Origin of the sequence: Celerinatantimonas marina, assembly GCF_046054165.1 — a bacterium.
Lineage (GTDB): Bacteria > Pseudomonadota > Gammaproteobacteria > Enterobacterales > Celerinatantimonadaceae > Celerinatantimonas.
In genome coordinates this window covers 30,161-51,355 of the sequence record NZ_JBFNXK010000017.1, presented here as the reverse complement: position 1 = coordinate 51,355, position 21,195 = coordinate 30,161, and the positions used below count along the sequence as shown (strand labels likewise).

16 protein-coding genes and 4 tRNA genes are annotated in these 21,195 nt (G+C 44.8%); 7 read left to right on the top strand and 13 right to left on the bottom strand.

Translation table 11 applies throughout. The features are described 5' to 3' along the window. Positions 1 to 42 precede the first annotated feature (42 nt). Entirely contained in the window at positions 43 to 1,329 is a 1,287-nt protein-coding gene (locus ABUE20_RS16120; RefSeq protein ID WP_408620975.1) for a hypothetical protein, read from the top strand. Positions 1,330 to 1,488: 159 nt separating this feature from the next. Here the strand turns inward: ABUE20_RS16120 and crr are convergent, their stop codons facing one another. The 5 genes from crr to cysZ all read right to left on the bottom strand — a co-directional run bounded on the left by crr (position 1,489) and on the right by cysZ (position 6,466). Next, the gene (gene crr / locus ABUE20_RS16115) at positions 1,489 to 1,998 is read right to left on the bottom strand and encodes a PTS glucose transporter subunit IIA (protein ID WP_408620974.1); all 510 of its coding nucleotides are present in this window, start codon (positions 1,996 to 1,998) and stop codon (positions 1,489 to 1,491) included. 41 nt (positions 1,999 to 2,039) lie between these two features. Then, positions 2,040 to 3,767 (bottom strand): phosphoenolpyruvate-protein phosphotransferase PtsI, encoded by a 1,728-nt coding sequence (gene ptsI, locus ABUE20_RS16110; protein ID WP_408620973.1) that lies wholly within the window; start codon positions 3,765 to 3,767, stop codon positions 2,040 to 2,042. 46 nt (positions 3,768 to 3,813) lie between these two features. Next, positions 3,814 to 4,071 carry an HPr family phosphocarrier protein gene (locus ABUE20_RS16105; protein ID WP_408620972.1) on the bottom strand — a complete coding sequence of 86 codons (258 nt, stop codon included), beginning with the start codon at positions 4,069 to 4,071 and terminating at the stop codon, positions 3,814 to 3,816. Positions 4,072 to 4,505: 434 nt separating this feature from the next. Further along, the gene (gene cysK, locus ABUE20_RS16100; protein WP_408620971.1) at positions 4,506 to 5,471 is read right to left on the bottom strand and encodes a cysteine synthase A; all 966 of its coding nucleotides are present in this window, start codon (positions 5,469 to 5,471) and stop codon (positions 4,506 to 4,508) included. A 215-nt stretch (positions 5,472 to 5,686) separates the two neighbouring features. Next, positions 5,687 to 6,466, bottom strand: coding sequence for a sulfate transporter CysZ (gene cysZ, locus ABUE20_RS16095; RefSeq protein WP_408620970.1), 780 nt, complete (start codon positions 6,464 to 6,466; stop codon positions 5,687 to 5,689). A gap of 101 nt (positions 6,467 to 6,567) precedes the next feature. Here cysZ and ABUE20_RS16090 point away from each other — a divergent pair, with 101 nt between their 5' ends. The 4 genes from ABUE20_RS16090 (at position 6,568) to ABUE20_RS16075 (ending at position 14,809) form a co-directional block, all read left to right on the top strand. Further along, entirely contained in the window at positions 6,568 to 9,975 is a 3,408-nt protein-coding gene (locus ABUE20_RS16090; protein WP_408620969.1) for an AAA family ATPase, read from the top strand. A gap of 16 nt (positions 9,976 to 9,991) precedes the next feature. Continuing rightward, on the top strand, positions 9,992 to 10,864 hold the full coding sequence (gene zipA / locus ABUE20_RS16085; RefSeq protein ID WP_408620968.1) for a cell division protein ZipA: 873 nt from the start codon (positions 9,992 to 9,994) through the stop codon (positions 10,862 to 10,864). A gap of 72 nt (positions 10,865 to 10,936) precedes the next feature. Continuing rightward, positions 10,937 to 12,949 carry an NAD-dependent DNA ligase LigA gene (ligA, locus tag ABUE20_RS16080; protein WP_408621013.1) on the top strand — a complete coding sequence of 671 codons (2,013 nt, stop codon included), beginning with the start codon at positions 10,937 to 10,939 and terminating at the stop codon, positions 12,947 to 12,949. A gap of 429 nt (positions 12,950 to 13,378) precedes the next feature. Continuing rightward, entirely contained in the window at positions 13,379 to 14,809 is a 1,431-nt protein-coding gene (locus ABUE20_RS16075) for a radical SAM protein (protein ID WP_408620967.1), read from the top strand. Between the two features lie 356 nt (positions 14,810 to 15,165). Here the strand turns inward: ABUE20_RS16075 and gfa are convergent, their stop codons facing one another. From gfa to ABUE20_RS16060, 3 genes are all read right to left on the bottom strand, one after another. After that, the gene (gene gfa, locus ABUE20_RS16070; protein WP_408620966.1) at positions 15,166 to 15,738 is read right to left on the bottom strand and encodes an S-(hydroxymethyl)glutathione synthase; all 573 of its coding nucleotides are present in this window, start codon (positions 15,736 to 15,738) and stop codon (positions 15,166 to 15,168) included. Positions 15,739 to 15,805: 67 nt separating this feature from the next. Then, entirely contained in the window at positions 15,806 to 16,915 is a 1,110-nt protein-coding gene (locus ABUE20_RS16065) for an S-(hydroxymethyl)glutathione dehydrogenase/class III alcohol dehydrogenase (RefSeq protein WP_408620965.1), read from the bottom strand. A 59-nt stretch (positions 16,916 to 16,974) separates the two neighbouring features. Then, positions 16,975 to 17,235, bottom strand: a complete 261-nt coding sequence (locus ABUE20_RS16060; RefSeq protein WP_408620964.1) for a metal/formaldehyde-sensitive transcriptional repressor — start codon at positions 17,233 to 17,235, stop codon at positions 16,975 to 16,977. Between the two features lie 596 nt (positions 17,236 to 17,831). Here ABUE20_RS16060 and ABUE20_RS16055 point away from each other — a divergent pair. Then, positions 17,832 to 18,347 (top strand): chalcone isomerase family protein, encoded by a 516-nt coding sequence (locus ABUE20_RS16055; protein WP_408620963.1) that lies wholly within the window; start codon positions 17,832 to 17,834, stop codon positions 18,345 to 18,347. A gap of 52 nt (positions 18,348 to 18,399) precedes the next feature. Here ABUE20_RS16055 and ABUE20_RS16050 read toward each other — a convergent pair. From ABUE20_RS16050 to ABUE20_RS16035, 4 genes are all read right to left on the bottom strand, one after another. Then, positions 18,400 to 18,475: transfer RNA gene (locus ABUE20_RS16050), tRNA-Val, on the bottom strand. A 3-nt stretch (positions 18,476 to 18,478) separates the two neighbouring features. Continuing rightward, positions 18,479 to 18,554: transfer RNA gene (locus tag ABUE20_RS16045), tRNA-Val, on the bottom strand. Positions 18,555 to 18,559: 5 nt separating this feature from the next. After that, positions 18,560 to 18,635: transfer RNA gene (locus ABUE20_RS16040), tRNA-Val, on the bottom strand. A 3-nt stretch (positions 18,636 to 18,638) separates the two neighbouring features. After that, positions 18,639 to 18,714: transfer RNA gene (locus ABUE20_RS16035), tRNA-Val, on the bottom strand. 230 nt (positions 18,715 to 18,944) lie between these two features. On the opposite strand from ABUE20_RS16035, the gene gltX reads away from it, so the two are divergent. After that, on the top strand, positions 18,945 to 20,426 hold the full coding sequence (gene gltX / locus ABUE20_RS16030) for a glutamate--tRNA ligase (RefSeq protein ID WP_408620962.1): 1,482 nt from the start codon (positions 18,945 to 18,947) through the stop codon (positions 20,424 to 20,426). Between the two features lie 142 nt (positions 20,427 to 20,568). Here the strand turns inward: gltX and ABUE20_RS16025 are convergent, their stop codons facing one another. After that, positions 20,569 to 21,138, bottom strand: coding sequence for a VC2662 family protein (locus ABUE20_RS16025; RefSeq protein ID WP_408620961.1), 570 nt, complete (start codon positions 21,136 to 21,138; stop codon positions 20,569 to 20,571). Positions 21,139 to 21,195: the final 57 nt, after the last annotated feature.

The window sequence follows — 21,195 nt, the reverse complement described above, 5'->3', positions numbered from 1 at the left end:
GTTTCGCTAACTGTGTCTGATTTATCCAAAAATTATTCTGGTATGCAAATTTCAAAATTAACTCGTTATCGAAGTCGCCTCGCGGGCTGGCTTATTTTATTGAGTGCAGTGCTTTATCTGCTTTCAATTTTAATTCCTGGGGTTAGTCCTTGGTTGGGATCTATTGCGGCTTGGGGGGCTGTTGTTTTTTGTTGGCCTATTCTTGGGCGTTCGGCGCATCAGCAATCGGGAATTTTATTCTTGATTGGGAGTGGGTTACTCGCTTGGGGAGCGTTAAAGGGCTGTTCAGTGGACTTGATGGTGGCATTGACTCGGAATCTGCCTTTATTGATGATGTTTGTTGCGGTCTCTTTTTTATCGTTGACTAACCCGACGGAAGCCGATTTGGATCAACCGCAGGGGAAAAAAGGGTTTTGGTCGACGATTTTATCCTGCCATGTCTTGGGTGCTGTGATTAATCTCTCGATTATTTTTGTGGTCGGTGATCGACTAGCTCGTAATGATAAACTGACTGAACGGCAGGTTCAGGTGCTGATGCGGGGATTTTGCTCCGGGGCCTATTGGTCGCCCTTTTTTATTGCTTCCGGGGTGGCTATGACTTATGCACCGGGAGCTCAGTGGCAGCATACGGTCATTGCCGGGCTAATCTTAGTGCTGCCTATGTTATTGTTTAGTTATTGGGAACTGAGTCGGCAGGGGCTTGAGCAATTTACCGGTTATCCGTTGCGTAAAGATAGTTTAGTGATGCCGATTATTATGGCCGTTGCTGTATTAGGTATTCATACCCTATATCCTACCATCAGCATTTTGACCCTGATTAGTATGGGAGCCCCGATTGGTGCGGTTATTTTTATGAAGCAGCGTCCTCGACGCAAAGTGATACTGCATTACATTGAAAATCGGTTATCCAATGTTTCCAGTCAATTTTCATTATTTTTAGCCGCTGGGGTTTTTTCGACCGGGATTAGTGTTTTGATCCAGTCTTATCCGACTATTTTTGCATTTCATGCCAGTAGTTTTACACCCATGCTGTTTTGGATTGTGAGTGCCTTGATGATTCTAATTGGGTTAGTAGGGGTGCATCCGGTGGTTAGTGTTTCATTGGTGAGTCCATTTTTGCAGCCATTAACCCAAAACTATGATCAACTCGCTTTTTTGTATCTATCTGTCTGGGGAACCGCTACAGCAGTCAGCCCGCTGTCTGGGGTTGGTTTAGCGATGATTAGCCGCTATCAGGCGAGTAGTCGCAGTATATTGCGAGGACAATGGCATTATATGTTGGTGATGTGGTTTTTAGCTGGTGCCGTAAATTGGGCATTATATGCTTAATCAATGGAGCAAAGTGGCAATAAGCTGGCGTAATCTTACTTTTCGTTTCTATAAAGCTTACGTTGAGAAATTCGGCCTTCTGAAATTTTGAATTGAACTCGTTTTAGGTATAAAAAAACCGTCTGTGAAGACGGTTTTTTAAATGGCATTAAAAATTAACTATTTGATAATTTTTAATACAGGAGTTTCAGCGAGAGTTACTGCCCCTGACATTTTCTGAAGTTCTTTCACTTCATCCATATTAGAGATGACGACAGGGGTCAAAACTGATTTTGCTTTTTCTTCCAAAACAGCCAAATCAAACTCAATGATGGTATCCCCTTTTTTCACTTGCTGGCCTTCAGAGGCGATGCGAGTGAAACCTTCGCCTTTCAGCTCAACAGTATCAACTCCGAAGTGAACAAAGAGTTCAATTCCTGAGTCTGATTCTAAAGAGAAAGCGTGGTTGGTTTCGAAAATTTTACCGATAGTTCCGTCACAAGGCGCAACCATTTTGTTTCCTGCTGGTTTAATGGCGATCCCGTCACCAACAATTTTTTCAGCAAATACAACATCCGGTACTTCTTCGATTGGTACAATTTCACCTGATAAAGGTGCAAAAATTTCAATACCAGATTCACTGGAATTATCATCTGAAACTAATTTTTTTAGTTTATCGAACAGCCCCATGCTATAAGCTCCTCAAGTCATTGCGATTTATCAATGGCGACTTAGCAAACCGCTTTTTGTTTAATAAATTCATTCATCAGGTTTTCAATTTCGGCTGCTGTTGCCGATGAGAGCGCCTGTTCTGCTAATTGTTTGGCATCTGCATAATTAGTATTGCGAATTAATTTCTTAATCCGTGGAACTGAAATAGCACTCATTGAGAACTCGTCCAGACCCATACCCATTAGCAAGATAGTTGCGCGTTCGTCGCCAGCCAATTCACCACACATACCAGTCCATTTGCCAGCACTGTGAGAGGCATCGATGACTTGCTTAATTAAGTTCAATACTGAAGGTGATAATGGGTTATACATTGATGAGATTAGCTCATTACCACGGTCAACTGCCAATGTGTACTGAGTCAAATCGTTCGTGCCAATACTAAAGAAGTCAACTTCTTTAATTAAGTGATGAGCAATGACCGCCGCAGCAGGTGTTTCCACCATGATACCCACTTCCACTGACTCGTCAAACGATTTACCTTCACTGCGAAGCTGTGCTTTAAGCATTTCCAGTTCCGATTTCAAGAAACGGATCTCTTCAACGGCAATAATCATTGGGAACATGATACGCACTTTGCCGAAAGCTGATGCACGTAATAAAGCACGCAATTGGGTGTGCATAATTTCTTTACGATCAAAGAAAATACGAACGGCACGCCAACCTAAGAATGGGTTCATTTCTTTAGGCAGATCCAGATAAGGCAGATCCTTATCACCACCAATGTCCATGGTCCGAATGATAATCGAACGATTAGGCATGCTTTCTACAACGGCTTTATAAGCTTGGAACTGTTCTTCTTCGGTTGGAAGACTGTCACGGTCCATGAATAAGAATTCAGTCCGGTACAGGCCAATCCCTTCAGCACCATTACGCAGAGCACCGTCTACATCTTTGATAGTCCCGATGTTTGAACAGACTTCAACTTCGTGACCATCTAAGGTAATAGCTGGCAGATCTTTCAATTTAGCCAGTTCTTCTTTTTCAGCCAAAAATTCTTCTTTGCGCTGTTTGTAAAGATCTAGCTGTTCTTCACTTGGGTTAATCAATACTTCATTGTGGATTGCATCCAATACCACAATATCACCATTTTTAACCTGAGTGCTTATGTTGTTTGTCCCTACAATGGCTGGAATTTCCAGAGAACGAGCCATAATAGAGGTATGTGAAGTACGTCCACCCAGATCGGTCACAAAGCCCAGAACTTTATCCAGATTGATTTGTGCTGTTTCTGAAGGCGTTAAATCACCGGCGACCAGGATCACTTCATCTTTGATTGAACTCAAAGAAATGATATCGATTCCGAGCACGTTTTTCACTAAGCGGGAACCGATATCACGGAAGTCTGTTGCACGTTCGCGCAGGTAAGGATCATCAAGGCTGGCTAACATTTCTGCGTTTTGCTCAATCACGGAATTGATCGCATGATCAGCTGAAGCCATATTATCCTTGATGAAAGCTTTGATATCTTCTTCAAGCTCTTCATCTTCGAGCAACATAATGTGCCCTTCGAAAATAGCCTCTTTTTCTTCACCGAATGTGGCACCGGCCATCGCTTTAATTTCTGTAAGCTGGGCAGCTGTCTTATCTCGAGCATCCAGGAAATGTTTGATTTCATTATCAATTTCGCTGGGTTTGATCGGATGTGTATTTATAACTACTTTTTCTTCACTAAGCAGCAGCGCTTTACCAAAAGCAATGCCGGGTGAAGCGGGAATTCCAGATATCATAACCTAAACCTTTATAAACTGAACGACAAAAGACAGATTGTAAGAATTATTCTAATACATCCATCAGCGCAACCAATTTAGCAACCGCGTCTTTCTCGTCGGCGCCTTCGGCACGAATAATGATTTCTGTCCCTTTAGTCAGTCCTAAAGTTTGCAATTTGAACAAGCTTTTTGCACTAGCCGATTTGCCGTTACTGACAACAGTAATATCACTACTGAACGATTTAGCTTCTTTCACAAACTGTGCTGCTGGGCGAGTGTGAAGGCCGTTTTCGGCGGTAATAACAACGCTTTTCTCAAACATAGTTGTACCTCATTAGTATCTAATATTATTTATATTTTTTATCTAATAAAAACCAACCAGCTGGTTAGAATCGATATTGTAAGAAAAATTTGTAGTAAAATAACGATCTTTTGTTCGTCTTAGCTTAATCTACATCAAACTTTTCGTGTAACAAGCCTTGAACTCGATTAAAAATTGACTTGACTGCACAAAATTCTGAGTTCTGGGCGTTGTTTCAGAGGGGAGAACCTCCTGCAAAGCTACATTTGGAAGTAAATTCCCACTCCATAGATGGGCGAAGAGTATAGTGGTTCTTGGTAGCGATCACAAACAGTATTGTGCTCCGGATCGCATTCACAGCTAAACTTATTGCCATATAAAGAATTAAAATTGACATTGCTAAAAAATAAGGCCAGCAAGAGGCTGGCCTTATTTCGAGAAGCTGTATCAAGCCATTACTGAACGTTTTCTGCGTCGGTAAACATGTTTTCAAACAGCGGGGTACTCAGGTAACGTTCTGCTGAACTTGGCAGAATAACGACGATCGTTTTGTCCGCAAATTCTGGTAATTCTGCCAGACGAGCGGCGGCTACAACCGCAGCACCAGATGAAATCCCAGCCAGAATGCCTTCTTCTTCCATCAGTCGGTGAGCCATGGCAAAGGCATCTTCGTTGCTGACTTGTTCAACGCGATCAACTAAGTCCAAATCTAAGTTCCCAGGGATAAAACCAGCACCGATCCCCTGAATTTTATGTGGGCCCGGTTTAAGTTCTTCACCGGCTTTAGCTTGAGTAATGACAGGGGATGATTCGGGTTCAACCGCTACTGAAATTACATTTTTGCCTTGGGTATTTTTCAGATAACGGCTGACCCCGGTCAATGTACCGCCAGTGCCTACACCGGCGACAAATACATCAACGTCACCATCGGTATCTTCCCAGATTTCAGGACCCGTAGTTTTTTCATGAATTTCAGGGTTAGCCGGATTATCAAATTGTTGCAATAACACATATTTGTCATCGCTGGCTGCAATTTCTTGTGCTTTAGCAACAGCGCCATTCATCCCTTTAGGTCCTTCGGTCAGAACCAGATTGGCTCCTAGAGCTTTTAACAGTTTGCGGCGTTCTAAGCTCATGCTGGCTGGCATGGTCAGTGTAATTGGGTAGCCGCGAGATGCTGCGACGAAAGCCAGGGCAATACCGGTGTTACCACTGGTTGGTTCAACAATTTCTTTTCCTGGTTTTAAGATCCCTTTTTTCTCAGCATCCCAAACCATGTTGGCACCGATTCGGCATTTCACACTGAAACTAGGGTTACGAGATTCAACTTTAGCCAGTACTTTACCTTTTGTTACACGGTTTAGTCGTACCAGTGGTGTGTGGCCAATGGTGAGCGTATTGTCATCATAAATTTTGCTCATGTGGAAATACCTTTCTTAAATTAGTCAATAATGAAGTCAGTGAGGAAATAATAAAGCCTCCATTGTATAAATGAAGGAAGCTTTTGTTATAACCATATGTAATTAAGAGATATCAATCTATTAACATGTTGATATTAGGCTTTGTTAGTAAGCCTGAATAAGCATCGATACTCAATCCTCTCAAGCATAGCGTCTTTGTGTCACTAGGCGCTTAATTAATGATGTTCCAGATGGGGCGCTGAATTTTGAAGGTAGTCTTTTCGATAGTGATCTACCCATAAAGCCGTCGCGCCACAAATAGCCGCTGGCATCACTAGCCAATTGATGAACGGAATACCGGTTACAATGGTCACTAACGCACCGAAGGTCCAGTTTCGGCCCCGTCCTCGGGAAAGTTGTTCTCGCATTGGACGAAAAGCAATTTTGTGATTATCAAATGGATAGTCAATATATTGAATAGCCATCATCCAGGCGCTGAAGACAAACCATAACAGCGGTACGATGGTTTGTCCGACCAGTGGTAGCCAGAAAGCACATAATAGAATGATCGCTCGGGGCAGCCAGTAACAGAGCTTTTGCCATTCCCGGCGTAGGACGCGAGGCAGATCGGTGATTAATTCGATGAGTTGACCATCGGGAAGTGGTTGCCCGGTGAGTAGTAATTCGGTTCGCTCTGATAACAGCCCATTGAATGGGGCCGCGATCCAGTTTCCGATACTGGCGAATAGAAACGAAAAAATAAAGATGATACTTAATACTGCTGTGGGCCAGATGAGCCATTCCAGCCAATGTAAAAAACTGGGCAGATAGCTGAGCCAGTGGGGGATCCAAATGGAGAGTTGCTGGAATAGCCAGTAAAAGGCTCCTGCAAACAACACACTATTGACCAGTAACGGAACAATGACAAATAGCCGTAATCCCGGTTTGGTGATGAGTTGCCAGCCTCGAAAAAAGTAATGTGCGCCAGAAAGTTGCGTATCAGCAAGGTTCTGCATGACTCAAGTGTCCCTAATGTTAAAATAAGGTAGTATATTACAAACCATTTCTAGCTTTGGTAAAGTCACCTTTTTAAGGGTTTCAGTAAATTTAGGGAAGAATGCGTTTAAAATCGATTCGTTTGGCGGGTTTCAAATCCTTTGTTGAGCCGACAAAAATTCCATTTCCGCAGCAGCTGACCGGTGTCGTCGGCCCCAATGGGTGTGGAAAATCAAATGTGATCGATGCTGTTCGTTGGGTCCTTGGTGAGAGTTCCGCCCGAAATCTTCGGGGTGATGCCATGACCGATGTAATTTTTAATGGTTCTACTCGGCGGGCTCCCGCTTCAAAAGCATCGGTTGAGCTTGAATTTGATAACCAAAGCGGTCGTTTAACCGGAGAATTTGGAGCTTATACTGAAGTTTCTGTGCGCCGGGAAGTAACGCGAGATGGACAGAATCTCTATTTTCTAAATGGCACTAAATGTCGGAAAAAAGATATTACCGATCTGTTTCTGGGGACAGGACTCGGGCCTCGCAGTTATGCCATTATTGAACAGGGAATGATCAGTCGGCTGATTGAATCGAAACCTCAGGAATTGCGGGTTTTTATCGATGAAGCCGCCGGGGTTTCTAAATATAAAGAGCGGCGCCGAGAAACGGAAAACCGGATCCGTCATACTGAAGAAAATCTACTGCGGCTTTCAGATATTGAGTCGGAGCTGACGGAACGAGTTCAGAAGTTACGGATCCAAGCTCAGGCTGCTTTGAAATTTCGCCAGTTGCGTGATCAACAGCGACATATGGAGCGTCAGCAGTCCCTGTTGCAGTTACGGCAGTTGGATCAAGCCTTAGATCAAAAAGGGCAGGCGCAGCAAACGGATCACCAGCAATTGGCATTGGCTGAGGCTCGACTTACTGAACTGGAAGATCATCAGCTGTTAGTGACGGAACAACAGCATGAATTGACGGAGCAACTGGATCAACTGCGTCAGCAGGAAGCTGAGACCGCCGCCGAATTGGCCCGCCATGAGCAGCAGTTGCTGCACTATTCGCAAAATGAAAAGCAGCGTCAGTCCCAACAGCAACAACTCAAAGAGCGCCTTACTCAGTGGCAGAATGAATGTGAACAGCGTCAGCAGCATCAGCCACAGCAACAACAACAGCTTGAACAGTTGGACCTGCAGATTGAGATGACCGAGCAGCAATTGCAGGAACTTTCTGAGCAGATGGAAGAAGTGGATTTGCAGCGGCAACAGGCCGATGAAAAATGGCGTTTCTCCCAGCAGCAATTCCAGCAAGTCCAGCGACAGCTTATTACCTATACCGAACAACATCGCAGTGCTGGTTTACGTAGTCAGCAGGCGGTACAACGTATTCAGGAGTTGCAGCAGCAACAACCGGAAGCGATGGATCCTAAAACAGTGGCGGACGCTGAACTGCAGTTAGAACAGCTTGCCGAAGTGATCGCTCAGTTAGATGAACAGCTTAGTGCCGGTGAACAGCGTCGTCTCGCAAGCCAACAAGCTCTGGCCGATATCGAGCAGCAGCTTCAGCAGGCGAAGCAACATGCTTTTGAGTTATCAACCCAGTATCAATCGCAGCAGCAGCTATTAAAATCCTTGACTGAACATCAGTACCCATCTCAGCAGCCGTTGAAATCGCAGTTGGTGATCCAGACTGGTTGGGAGATTGCAGCGGAGAAAGTTCTGGGGCCTTGGTTGTTTGCTGAAACAGCTGATACCGCTGCATTAGAGGCTTCGCTGGCTGTTTTTGGCGATTTTATTCAGCAGTGTGATGATCCAACCCAGTTCGCGTATTACATTCAAGGGGCTCCCGCTTTTTTGATCCAGCATATCAAAATTGCAACTTCCCGAGCGGAGGCGGAGCAGATGCGGGCGACACTGAAACAAAATGAATCGGTGATCACGCAAGCTGGTGAATGGTTAGGACCATCGTGGCAGCATACCTTTAGTGAATCGCAGCGGCCTTCGGTATTGGCTGTGCAAGCCCGGTTGGAACAACTGGAAATTCAATTACCCCAACAAGAGCAGATTCAAGCTGATTTAGAGGATCAGCAACAATTTTTACAACAGCAGCGGGATATGCACGAACAGCAAATGAAACAGCTGCAGCTTCAATCCCGTGATCAGCAGCAGCGGATGAGCCAGCTACAGCAACAGCTGGCATTGGCCAAGCAACAGCAACAGCATTATCAACACCAGTTACACCAGTTGCAGCAGCAGTTGCAGCAAGCACAGGCCCAATTGGAAAGTGCTCAGAATGAGGAAAGTCTGTTAGCGGAACAAGTCGAACAACAGCAGCTACAAGCCGAACAGAAACAGGAACAGCTGTTGGAGTATGAATCTTATGCGCAGCAGTGTCAGCAAGCATCTAAGCAGCGAAGTGGGCAGTTACATCAACTGGAAAATCAGTTACATCAATGGCAGCTTAAACGTCAGCAATTAGCCAGTGAACTGGCTCAGTTGTCTGCTTGGCTCAGTGATCGCCAGCAGCAGATGGCAGAAATTCATGTGCAGTTAGCCGCGTTATCTGAAGCAGAATATTCGGTCGATCACCTTGAGCAGTTGCAGCTGCAGATTGATCGATTTCGACAATTACAGCTGCAACGTCAACAGCAACGAGAATCATTGGAGGCGCAGCGTAGTCAGTTTCAGCAACAGTTGGCACAATTGGGAACTGAGTTAAAGGTTGGCCAGAAAGAGAAAGAAGCCGTTCAACAGCAACAACAGCAACATCTGTTGGCCCGGCAGGAGTTATTAACCCGGCGAGGTTTGCTGGCTGAAAAATTAGCGCAGATGGGGGTAACACTTTCGGGAACTGAATTAGAAGAAATCGATCTAACAGTTGATTATGTGGCTGAACTTGAGAAAATTGAGCGACAGCTAAAACGGTTAGGTGCAGTCAATTTGGCTGCAGAAAGTGAATATGAGGAGCAACAGGGTCGGTTAAGCGAGTTATCTGCGCAGATGGTCGATCTCCGGGAAGCTCTGGAGATGTTAAATAGTGCCATCAGTCAGATTGATCGTCAGACTCGCAGTAAATTCCGTGAGACTTTTGATAAAGTGAATCAGGATTTACAACATTTGTTTCCCCAAGTTTTTGGAGGGGGAACGGCTTGGCTGGAGCTGACGGAAGAACATGATTTACTCGAGACTGGGGTGACGATTATGGCTCGGCCTCCGGGTAAAAAAAATTCGACCATTAGTCTGTTATCCGGAGGAGAAAAAGCACTAACTGCTTTATCCTTAGTATTTGCAATCTTTCGTTTGAATCCGGCACCATTTTGTATGCTAGATGAAGTGGATGCACCGTTAGATGAAGTAAATGTCGGGCGTTTTGCAGATTTAATTGCCAGAATGTCTGAGACAGTTCAATTTATTTTTATTAGCCATAATCGGGTGACAATGGAGAAAGCCGATCAATTGGCAGGGGTAACCATGCAAGAGCCTGGTGTTTCCCGTTTGGTTGCGGTCAATATAGCTCAGGCGATCGCACTGGCTGAATAACAAGCAGAGTAGAGATATGCAGGAATTGCGCATTGTTTTAATTATTGTTGGGATTATTGTCATTGCAGGGTTATTAGCACATGGATTTTGGAGTAACCGGCGTAATCAGCCTGAAAAACTGGTGACGCGCGCTCCCAAGCGAAAAGCGAAAAAGAAAACTGTGGAGCCGGAGCCGGAAGTTCCGCTTGCGACAAAATCTGAATTTGATGATTCGGATGAGGCATTCGATGAGCTTGGGGTGAGCCAGGTTCGGGTTATCGGAAGTTCGACTGCGAATCAGCGACAGGAACCGGCTATTAATTTTGAGGCTGCATCCGATGAATCCGAGGAAGAGCACTTGGTCGCGGAAGTGACCCCATCTGCTACTGAGGAATCCGTATTGGAGCAACCTTTGCCTGCTGAAGCAGAACCTGAATCTGCGTCTTTGGCTGTTGATGAACCTGCTGAGGCGATTGAGCCGGATGATGTCTACGTGCTGAATGTGATCGCTGGTGAAGGGTTGGAATTTGAAGGGGCTCAATTAGCCCCGTGTTTAACCAGTCTGGGCCTGACTTTTGGTGAAATGTCGATTTATCACCGCCATCAACAGGCGAATGGGCAGGGGGCTCTTCTATTTAGTGTGGCCAATATGGTGAAACCGGGAACGTTTGATCCGGCGCATATGGATGCGTTTCGCACGCATGGCGTTTCGTTTTTTATGACAGTCCCTTGTCACGGTGAGCCATCTCGTAATTTTAATGTTATGTATAATGCCGCACAACGTGTTGTGAATGAGTTAGGTGGTGTATTGCTGGATGGGCATCGGAACCCCTTCACCGAGCAGACATTGCGACATTATCAGCAGCGTATTCGAGAGTATGAACGCCAGCAACTTTTGCAGCAGTCATAAGCTGCGTTTTAGATAAGAGAATCTTTTTAGAAGCCTCTTTACAGAGGCTTTTTTATGTTAGGAACCGATGAGATGAGTGCTATTGAGCAACAGATTGAGCAGCTGCGTGAACAGTTAAATGACTATGCCTACCGGTATTATGTGTTAGATGATCCATCTGTGCCTGATAGTGAGTATGACCGACTTATTCAGGAGTTAAAGCAATTAGAAGCTGCTCATCCGGAGTTAGTGACTGCTGACTCACCGACACAACGTGTCGGAGGGCGACCACTGACAGAGTTTGCTTCAGTACAGCATGAGATCCCAATGTTGTCTCTGGATAATGTGTTCAGTGATGAAGATCTGGCGGCATTTGCGAAGCGAACCAGTGAACGACTGGCTGTATCGTCTATTGAATATTGTGCAGAGCCGAAACTGGATGGGTTGGCCGTTAGTATTTTATATGTTGATGGTCAGCTGGTCAGAGCGGCCACTCGGGGCGATGGACAAACCGGGGAAGAGATCACTGAAAATGTAAAAACCATTCGCAATGTCCCGCTTAAATTGCGCGGTAATTATCCTTCTCGGATTGAAGTTCGAGGGGAAGTATTGATGCCGAATGCAGGATTTGAACGTTTAAATGAAACGCGCCGGGCTAAACATGAAAAACCGTTTGCTAACCCCAGAAATGCAGCCGCAGGAAGCCTGCGGCAATTAGATCCACGAATTACAGCACAGCGACCACTCATCTTCTTCGCGTATGCGATTGGGGTGTGTGAGAGTACGTTGCCCGAGACGCATTATCAGCGGTTGATGCAATTACGAGAATGGGGATGTGCCGTCAGTCCGGAAGTAAAATTAGTGAATGATGAATCCGGATGTTTGGCTTTTTATCGAGATATCGGTACTCGGCGTGATGCGTTGCCTTATGATATTGATGGGGTGGTGTATAAAGTGAATGCGATAGCATCCCAGCAGCAACTTGGCTTTGTCGCTCGAGCTCCGCGCTGGGCGATTGCGCATAAGTTTCCGGCACAGGAACAGTTAACCCTGCTGCGTGATGTCGAGTTTCAGGTTGGTCGAACCGGGGCCATTACACCGGTTGCTCGTCTGGAACCAGTGGCGGTCGGTGGGGTGATGGTGAGTAATGCCACACTGCATAATGCCGACGAAATTGAACGGTTAGGTGTTCGAATTGGCGATACGGTTTCGGTGCGCCGAGCGGGTGATGTGATCCCTCAGATCACAGGTGTGATTTTAGAACGGCGTCCTGAGGATGCGACTGCGGTTGTTTTTCCCAGTCGTTGTCCGGTTTGTGGTAGTCAGATCGAACGGATCGAAGGGGAAGCAGTAGCCCGCTGCGCCGGAGGTTTAAGCTGTGAGGCTCAGCGTAAAGAATCGCTGCGACATTATGTTTCACGTAAGGCAATGGATATTGATGGACTGGGCACTAAACTGGTTGAGCAGCTGGTGGATGCCACACTGATTACGACCCCGGCGGATTTGTACCAGCTTCACCAGCATGTGAATCGATTAATGAATCTAGAACGGATGGGAGAGCGTTCTCTGGAGAAACTCCTGGACTCGATTGAGCGATCACGGCAAACGACACTGCCTCGCTTTTTGTATGCATTGGGTATCCGAGAAGTCGGTGAATCAACGGCATTGAATCTGGCTCAGTATTTTAATGATCTGGATAGCCTGATGCAGGCTGATGTTGAGAAGTTGCAGGCAGTTCCTGATGTGGGTGAAGTGGTGGCCAAACATGTCTATTACTTTTTCCGTCAAGCGGATAACCTGAATGTCGTCCAGGCATTGCGGGCTGAATTGTCCTGGCCGGAGATGGCTCCAGCAAATCAGCAAGGTCAACCATTAGCCGGACAAACATTTGTGTTAACTGGAACATTGAGTCAATTATCGCGTTCTGATGCCAAAGCGAAGTTGCAGATCCTGGGAGCCAAGGTCGCGGGTAGCGTGTCTAAAAATACTGATGTTGTCGTGGCGGGGGAAGCCGCCGGATCCAAATTAGCGAAGGCGGAGCAGTTAGGAATTACCGTTTGGGATGAACAGCAGCTGCAAGCATTGTTTACGGATTATTCATTATAGTTGTTACTTCTCATCAAGCGCGGCTATGTCCGCGCTCTTCATTGTTTATATTCATATCATCGTTGGAATGGAATATTTAATATCTGTTTACGTTGGGGCTGGGAATTTTTCAAAATTTAATCAAAATAGCATTATTTTATTTAGCGAAATAAAATATATATAAAGTGTTAATAAAGTAACAAGAATTAACTTTGATTAAGCCTATCAATTTAATAGGAAGTTATTATCAGTATAGAGTTAGAGTTTATTAAATAGGCAGGGTTCATTATCTAGACTTATTCATTAGAACACGTAATTAAATTATGTCAAACGATTTTGATAAGTTTAATTTTAAACTTATATTAGGTTTGATAATTATCAATTCTAAAATAAAGATTTGGGACTTAAATCTTATTTAGTTATGGTTCACATGTTAGGAGTTTAGACAATATGAGTATAGGTGATATTGCAATAAAAGCATTAACTCCCGCTTTAATGTCGGTTGTTAACCACATCGATGAATCTGGCTTAGAAAGATTGTTCCGAGTAGGGGCGAAGTTTGCCTCAACAAGTCAAGATAGTTTACAGACATTGGCAGACATGTGCCGGGATAAAGATCCGATGGTGCTTGGATGGCTAAATGCGCTGCGGAGCATGAATCTGAACTGCCGTAAAAAAGTACTGAATAATTTGGTCTTTAATCATGTCATTCATGGGGTGACGATTCGAGATCAGATGGGAGAAAAATATGGAACCCATATTCCATTTTTGGTGTTGATCTCTCCGACTTATCAGTGCAATTTGCAGTGTAAAGGCTGCTATTCAGCATTATATGGGGATCGCTATCATTTTACGGAAGATGAAATGATGGGGATGTTGCAGCAGTTTTATGATTTAGGCGTTCGGTTTTTCACCTTTACCGGAGGGGAACCGTTTGTTTATAAACCCATCATGAAAATTTTTGAGCACTTTAATGACTGCTATTTTATGGTCTTTACCAATGGAACTCTGCTGACGGAAAGCCGAGTGGCGAAGCTGGCTAAACTGGGGAATGTTGCGGTGACTATTTCGGTAGAAGGGTTTGAAGAAATGACCGATTGGCGCCGAGGGGAAGGGACCTATCAAAAAATTAAAGTGGCTTATGAACGTTTAAATCGTATGGGGGTGTTGAGTGGAGCCTCCGTGATGGCGACCCGGACCAACCATGAAGAGATCACAAGTGAGGCATTTTGGGATACCTTGATTGACCAGTTTGGAATTAAGTACTCATGGGTATTTCAGTATATGCCGATTGGTCGGGAAGCGACTTTTGATCTGGTTCCAACTTCGCAGCAGCGCTATGAACGATTTCATGCGTTGGAAAAATTGCGTAAATCGGGACGATTGGCATTTATAGCAGATTTCTGGAACCATGGCTTTTTGGTGAATGGCTGTATGTCCGGTGGCGCCAATTATTTACATATCAATGCCAAAGGGGGAGCAGAACCGTGTGTCTTCCAGCAGTATGCAGTTGATAATGTCCGGGATAAAACAATTATTGAAATTCTCAAAAGTCCATTTTTCGAGGGGTATAAACGTCAGATCCCATTTAGCCCTAATTTGATGCAGCCCTGTCCAATTATCGATAATCCTAGTAAATTTCGAGAACATATTCAGGCTTGTGGTGCAATTCCGCAACATGAAGGTTCAGATAGTTATTTTAAATATTCAACAGAGTTAGATTCATTAGCCCAAGATTGGAAAAAATACGCGATTAAAATTTGGGATGAGGAGGGGTATGGTGCTGAGTATCATGCTGAGCCACAACAATATGTCATCGCGCGTGAATCTGTTAAAGAATCAACGCATGATGAAGAAGTATATTTAGATACCATTAAGTAAGTTAATCTATATATTCTAAAAATATTAGGTATAAATGGTATTTTATAAAATACAACATTATAAAAGTTTTTATGATTACGATTGGCAAGCTATTATAGTGTTGTATTTATTGGATCTTTTAAATTAACAGTTATTTTATTCATAGCTGGGTCGGTATATTTTCTAATTTATTAGATAGACACGTATTCCTATAGTTAATATTTAGCTTGTTACATATATTGATAACTTCTTTTATTGTTCTCTATACTGGATAATTTTCTTAAAATGATCGCTGTTAAATGGGACGACGGTTGTCGCTTCAAGAGGGCGATAAGCGGAGCGAAAAGGAAGCGGAAGTGACCGCTTCCTCCGTATGGTTAAAGAATACCTTTCTGTTTCGCGATATGCGTAGAGATGGCATCCATTAATGTGGGGTTTAATGAATCATAAGGGGGCAGACCGAGTTGGGTCAGTTTCGCGCGTACACCGTCCATCTGTTCCGGACGTGCAGCGCCACCTTCGATGATTGAAGAGACGAATGCAGCAAAGCGGGGTTCTTCCCAACCTTCTTCAGCAGACAATTCGGTGTGAATAAAGTCCAGTCCATAAAAAGGGTGTTCAGTGTTTTCGATACGACCAAACAGGTGGGTACCGCAGACTTTGCAGGCATGACGCTGGATGGCTGCTGTTTCATCGACAATGGTTAATTTTTCACCGTGGGCTACGACAGTGACTTTATCCCGGGGAACAACACCCACGACGGAAAATGCTGCACCGCTTGGCTTCCAGCATTTAGTACAACCACAAGCGTGATTATGCGCTACGTTGGAGTCAACTTTAACTTCGACAGGATCAACTTCACATTGGCATTTCAAAGTACCACCGGCGAAGCCTGTTACACCTTTCTTAATACCGCCTTCAATGGCAGGATGTAAAAATACGTCACTCATGAATAACTTCCTTACTGATTACGGAGAAGGCGCGTGGCAGATTGTAGCCACGCGAGTCTGTGTTACATTAAAATTTGATGACTGAGCGAATGGATTTACCTTCATGCATTAAATCGAAGGCATCATTAATTTGTTCAAGTTTCATGGTATGGGTTACAAATGGAGCTAAGTCGATATCACCTCTCATGGCATCTTCCACCATGCCGGGGAGTTGACTACGTCCTTTAACACCCCCAAAGGCAGAGCCTAACCAGCGACGACCTGTAACCAATTGGAATGGGCGAGTAGAGATCTCTTTACCGGCACCTGCAACACCGATGATGACCGATTGGCCCCAGCCACGATGCGCACATTCTAATGCTGAACGCATCACATTGACGTTGCCGATACATTCAAACGAGTGGTCTACTCCCCAACCAGTCATGTCAATAATGACTTCTTGGATAGGTTTTTCGTGATCCTTCGGGTTAACGCAGTCAGTGGCTCCGAACTGTTTTGCCAGCTCAAATTTGGCTGGGTTAGTGTCGATCGCAATGATTCGACCTGCTTTAGCCTGCCGTGCCCCTTGAATAACCGCCAGACCAATACCGCCTAAACCGAATACGGCCACAGAATCACCTTCTTGTACTTTGGCTGTATTATGGACAGCACCGATCCCGGTGGTCACACCACAACCTAATAAGCACACCTGTTCGTGGTTGGCTTTAGGGTTAATTTTGGCTAGAGATACTTCGGCAACCACCGTATATTCAGAAAAGGTTGAACATCCCATGTAGTGATACAAGGGTTGACCGTTGTATGAAAAGCGGGTTGTACCATCAGGCATCAAACCTTTCCCTTGGGTTGCGCGAACAGCGACACAAAGGTTGGTTTTGCCTGATTTACAGAATTCGCATTCACCACATTCAGCGGTATACAGGGGAATAACGTGGTCGCCCGGTTTTACTGAGGTCACACCTTCGCCTACTTCTACCACAACACCGGCACCTTCATGACCAAGCACGACTGGGAACACCCCTTCAGGATCATCACCTGACAAGGTGAAGGCATCGGTGTGGCATACGCCTGTATCCGTGATTTTGATGAGCACTTCACCTTTTTTGGGTGGAGCTACATCGATTTCAACGATTTCCAATGGTTTGCCGGGAGCAAAGGCCACAGCTGCGCGTGATTTCATAAATGACTTCCTCATTGTTAGACTGCTTTAACAAACAAAATATTGTGCAAATCGCTGTGCTATTTCAGATAGCTACGCACAAGGACAAGCAACTCTTTAATTTTTTCTCCATCCTCTGAAGTGCTGAATTCCTCTCGAATGTGAGATTCCAGTACTTCAGCCATTAATCCGTTAATGGCTCCTCGGGTAGCGGCAATTTGCTGTAACACGGAAGCGCAACTAGCACCTGATTCCAGCGCTCGTTCTAACGCTTCACATTGTCCCTTGATCCGACGTACTCGGGTTAAAACTCGTTTCTTCTCTTCGGGGCTATTTGGCATCGTTCATTCTCAATCCTATACTGGGGTATAGTATATGACTCAAAGAATGATCATTGCAATCCACATGATTCATTAAGTGGTTTTTTAAATGCAACTATATGATCTAAATGATTATATTTATTTAATGCAAGGTAAATAAGGCCTCTTGATCTGGGTCGGGCCTAGTCAAAGGTATTGAATGTGAGCCAAATTAAACCATGAATGTTTCATGGCTTTTAATTATGTCTTTATCATTTTCTATTTTATTTGGGAAACTATTTTGGGGGGTGAAGGACTAAAGACTATGGAAGGAATGGAATTCTTATTTTTTGCGGGACGCTTAACTCATTAAGTCCTCACAGAGCACGCTGTTCAAAATGCGTTTAATTTGGACGAAATTCAAACACAAAAAGTCAATACATACATTCCTGCGTGGGTATTTTGTTGATTTGAGAATGCCAATTTAATTGTGGGATGTGCATCAATAGCGGATTGTTATTGTGAATGAGATCCGGTGTGATTTGTTTGTATATAGATTGGTCCAGAGATTGCTTAAATAATAGGCGTTCAGCAGGGAAAACTCTCAAATGAGAGTTGTCATAGAATGAAGGTTTTTTATGATAGCGGCAATATGGTTAGCAATGGCGACGGCCAGTAGTACTCTTGAACACACTTGTGTAAAACCAATGGATCAGCAACTTTTAGGCAAAGTGACGATTAAACGCTGGTGGGTGGATATTTATCAGGCGCGTCTGTATCAATCCAATGGTCCTCAAGCAGCACAGCAGGCCCGGCCGGGAACTCGAATGCAGATGACTTATTTTAGGGACATTAAGCATCAGGATTTGATTAAACAAACGCGTAAAGAATGGCAAAAATTGGCCGTCGGCAATAAATTTCCGGTGGAACAGTGGCTCAATAAATTAACGAATATGTGGCCTGATGTGAAAACCGGAGATTGCATGGAGATGCGGGTGGCGTCAGATCACAGTGCTCAGTTTTATTATGGTGAGCAAAAAATCGGAGCTATCACCGATCCTCAGTTCAGTCGAGTCTTTCTCTCAATTTGGCTCAGCGATGAGAATCATTATCCCAAAATGAGGCATGAATTGCTGGGAAAACTAACCCGGTAATCTCAACATTGCTGGTTTTATACACTAAGAGAAAATCATGGGTGAAACAGGTTGGTGGTCGTTGCTGGGTTCGAACCAGCGACCCTCGCCTTGTAAGGGCGATGCTCTCCCAACTGAGCTAAACGACCATATGGTGGTTGCTACTGGGTTCGAACCAGTGACCCTCGCCTTGTAAGGGCGATGCTCTCCCAACTGAGCTAAGCAACCTTTTGTGGTGGTCGTTGCTGGGTTCGAACCAGCGACCCTCGCCTTGTAAGGGCGATGCTCTCCCAACTGAGCTAAACGACCACGTGGTGGTTGCTACTGGGTTCGAACCAGTGACCCTCGCCTTGTAAGGGCGATGCTCTCCCAACTGAGCTAAGCAACCATCTTGTGGAGGCGTATTATAGGGGCGCGTCGATTTCTGTCAACGCTAAATTTGATTAAATCAGATAGTTTGATGATTTTCCCATCATTTGATGCTTAATTAAACAAAAAATAAGGTTCCCTAGAGGAAAGATATTCGTTGAATTGGCTTTACAGCTGTCAGCCGCAAATGGCTGTGATAAAATCACGCCACTTATTTTACTGTTTACGTCTGATATAAAGAGAGATTTCATGACTGTTCGAACCCGAGTTGCTCCGTCCCCGACAGGCGATCCCCATGTCGGTACTGCCTACATTGCGCTATTTAACTATGCGTTCGCTAAATCGCATGGCGGTGAGTTTATTCTGCGGATTGAAGATACGGATCAAACACGCAGTAGCCGGGAGTCTGAACAGGCAATTTTGGACAGCCTGCAATGGCTGGGTTTGTCATGGGATGAAGGTCCGGATGTCGGAGGGGATAAAGGTCCATATCGGCAGAGTGACCGATTAGATATTTATCAGAAATACGCCCATCAGCTGGTCGAAGAAGGTAAAGCCTTTTATTGTTTTGCAACGGCCGATGAATTAGCTCAAATGCGTGCTGAACAATCGGCTCAGGGATTGCAGCCTAAGTACGACGGTCGTGGATTGCGTTTAAGTGAAACTGAAATTAAAGCGCATTTGGATGCGGGTGATCCCTATGTTATCCGTATGAAAATCCCGGAAGAAGGCAGCTTTAAATTTAATGACTATCTGCGTGGTGAAGTCGAGATCCCCTGGGAACAGGTCGACATGCAGGTATTGTTGAAAGCCGATGGTTTCCCGACTTATTTTCTGGCGAATGTGGTGGACGATCACCTGATGGGGATTACCCATGTCTTCCGAGGGGAAGAATGGTTGAATTCTGCGCCTAAACTGTTGAAACTCTATCAGGATTTTGGCTGGGATATTCCAGAATTGGGGCATATGCCATTGCTGCGAAATCCGGATAAATCGAAATTGAGTAAACGGAAAAATCCGACCAGTATTCTCTATTATCAAAAAATGGGGTTCATGCCGGAAGCCTTGCTGAACTATCTGGGGCGGATGGGCTGGTCGATGCCGGATGGCCGGGAAAAATTCACGCTAGCCGATATGATTGATAACTTCGATATTAAACGAGTGTCGCTCGGCGGTCCGGTTTTTGATGTGGATAAACTGAAATGGCTGAACGGATTATGGATCCGCGAAGAATTGAGCGATGAAGAATTGGCTCAGCGGTTGGTCGATTGGGCCTATAATCGGGAGACTCTCATGAGTATTTTGCCGCAGGCTAAAACTCGCTTGGAAGTTTTCAGTGATTTAGCACCTCTCGCGGCTCATTTTGTCAGTGGGATCCCGGAATATGATCCGGCATTGCTCACTCAGAAATTGGGTGAAGAAAAATTCCGCGATAGTATGCAATTTTTTATCTGGGAATTGGATAACCTGCGGCAGTGGGATAAAGATGTTATTTTTGGAATAGCTAAAACACTTGCTGATTATTTTGAAATTAAAGTCAAAGATTTTCTGGAGCCGGTGTTTGTGGCGATTACCGGTAAAACTAGTTCTACATCAGTGGTTGATGCGATGGAGATCCTTGGACCGGATATGTCTCGAGCTCGGTTACGTGTCGCTTTGGCCCATGTGGGTGTCAGCAAAAAAGCGGCTAAAAAATTAGAGAAAAGTTACCGCGATTATAAAGCGGCCTAAATCAGTAGCAGATTACAGCCAAGCCATCATCCAAAGCGAGCAGCCCCTGATTTTGGGGCTGCATCTTTTGGAGCGTGCGTGTAGGCAAACCTTACCCTATTGGTTTGATTCAGGTCAGGTTGGCCTTCGATCGCCATTACATCTAAAAGCTCTTATTAAAGTTGACAATCGGCATGACCGGCAGTACGCCGTTGGCCGCATAGTTCACCAAACCGATTTGGATCCCTTGTAAATTTTGAGTCGCGTTGACCAAACCGAGTTGGAACGTGGTTTTGGGGGCATAATTGACAAACCCCAGATCCACCAGTGATTGGTCTCTGGAAATATTGACGGCTCCTAGGTTTAACCCTTGGACATTACGGGTTACATTCACCAGACCAATATTAGCCCCCAAGTCGTGACCATCATGCCAGTTAACCAGACCAATACCGACCCCTTTAAATTGATTACGGACATAACCAACCCCTAAAAAAGGTGCGAACTGAACACCGGTAAAGTTGTCTATGTCTGAGAGAGAAAGTATGGGAATATCTAATCCGGTGACGTTTTTTGTTCGGCCATATAAAAACGAAAAGCGAGCGCCTTTGACTTCATCATTAGCGGGAAAGTTAACGCCAGGCAAAGAAAGCTGTACCGGAGCTGGGGCTGCATGGGCATAAGCACTGAGCAGTAGCGAACCCGTTAGCATGGCGATGATATTCTTTCGTTGCATTTGATCTCCTGTAATGGGTTGAGATTTGTTAAAATAAGCTACGCGGCAAATGGTCTG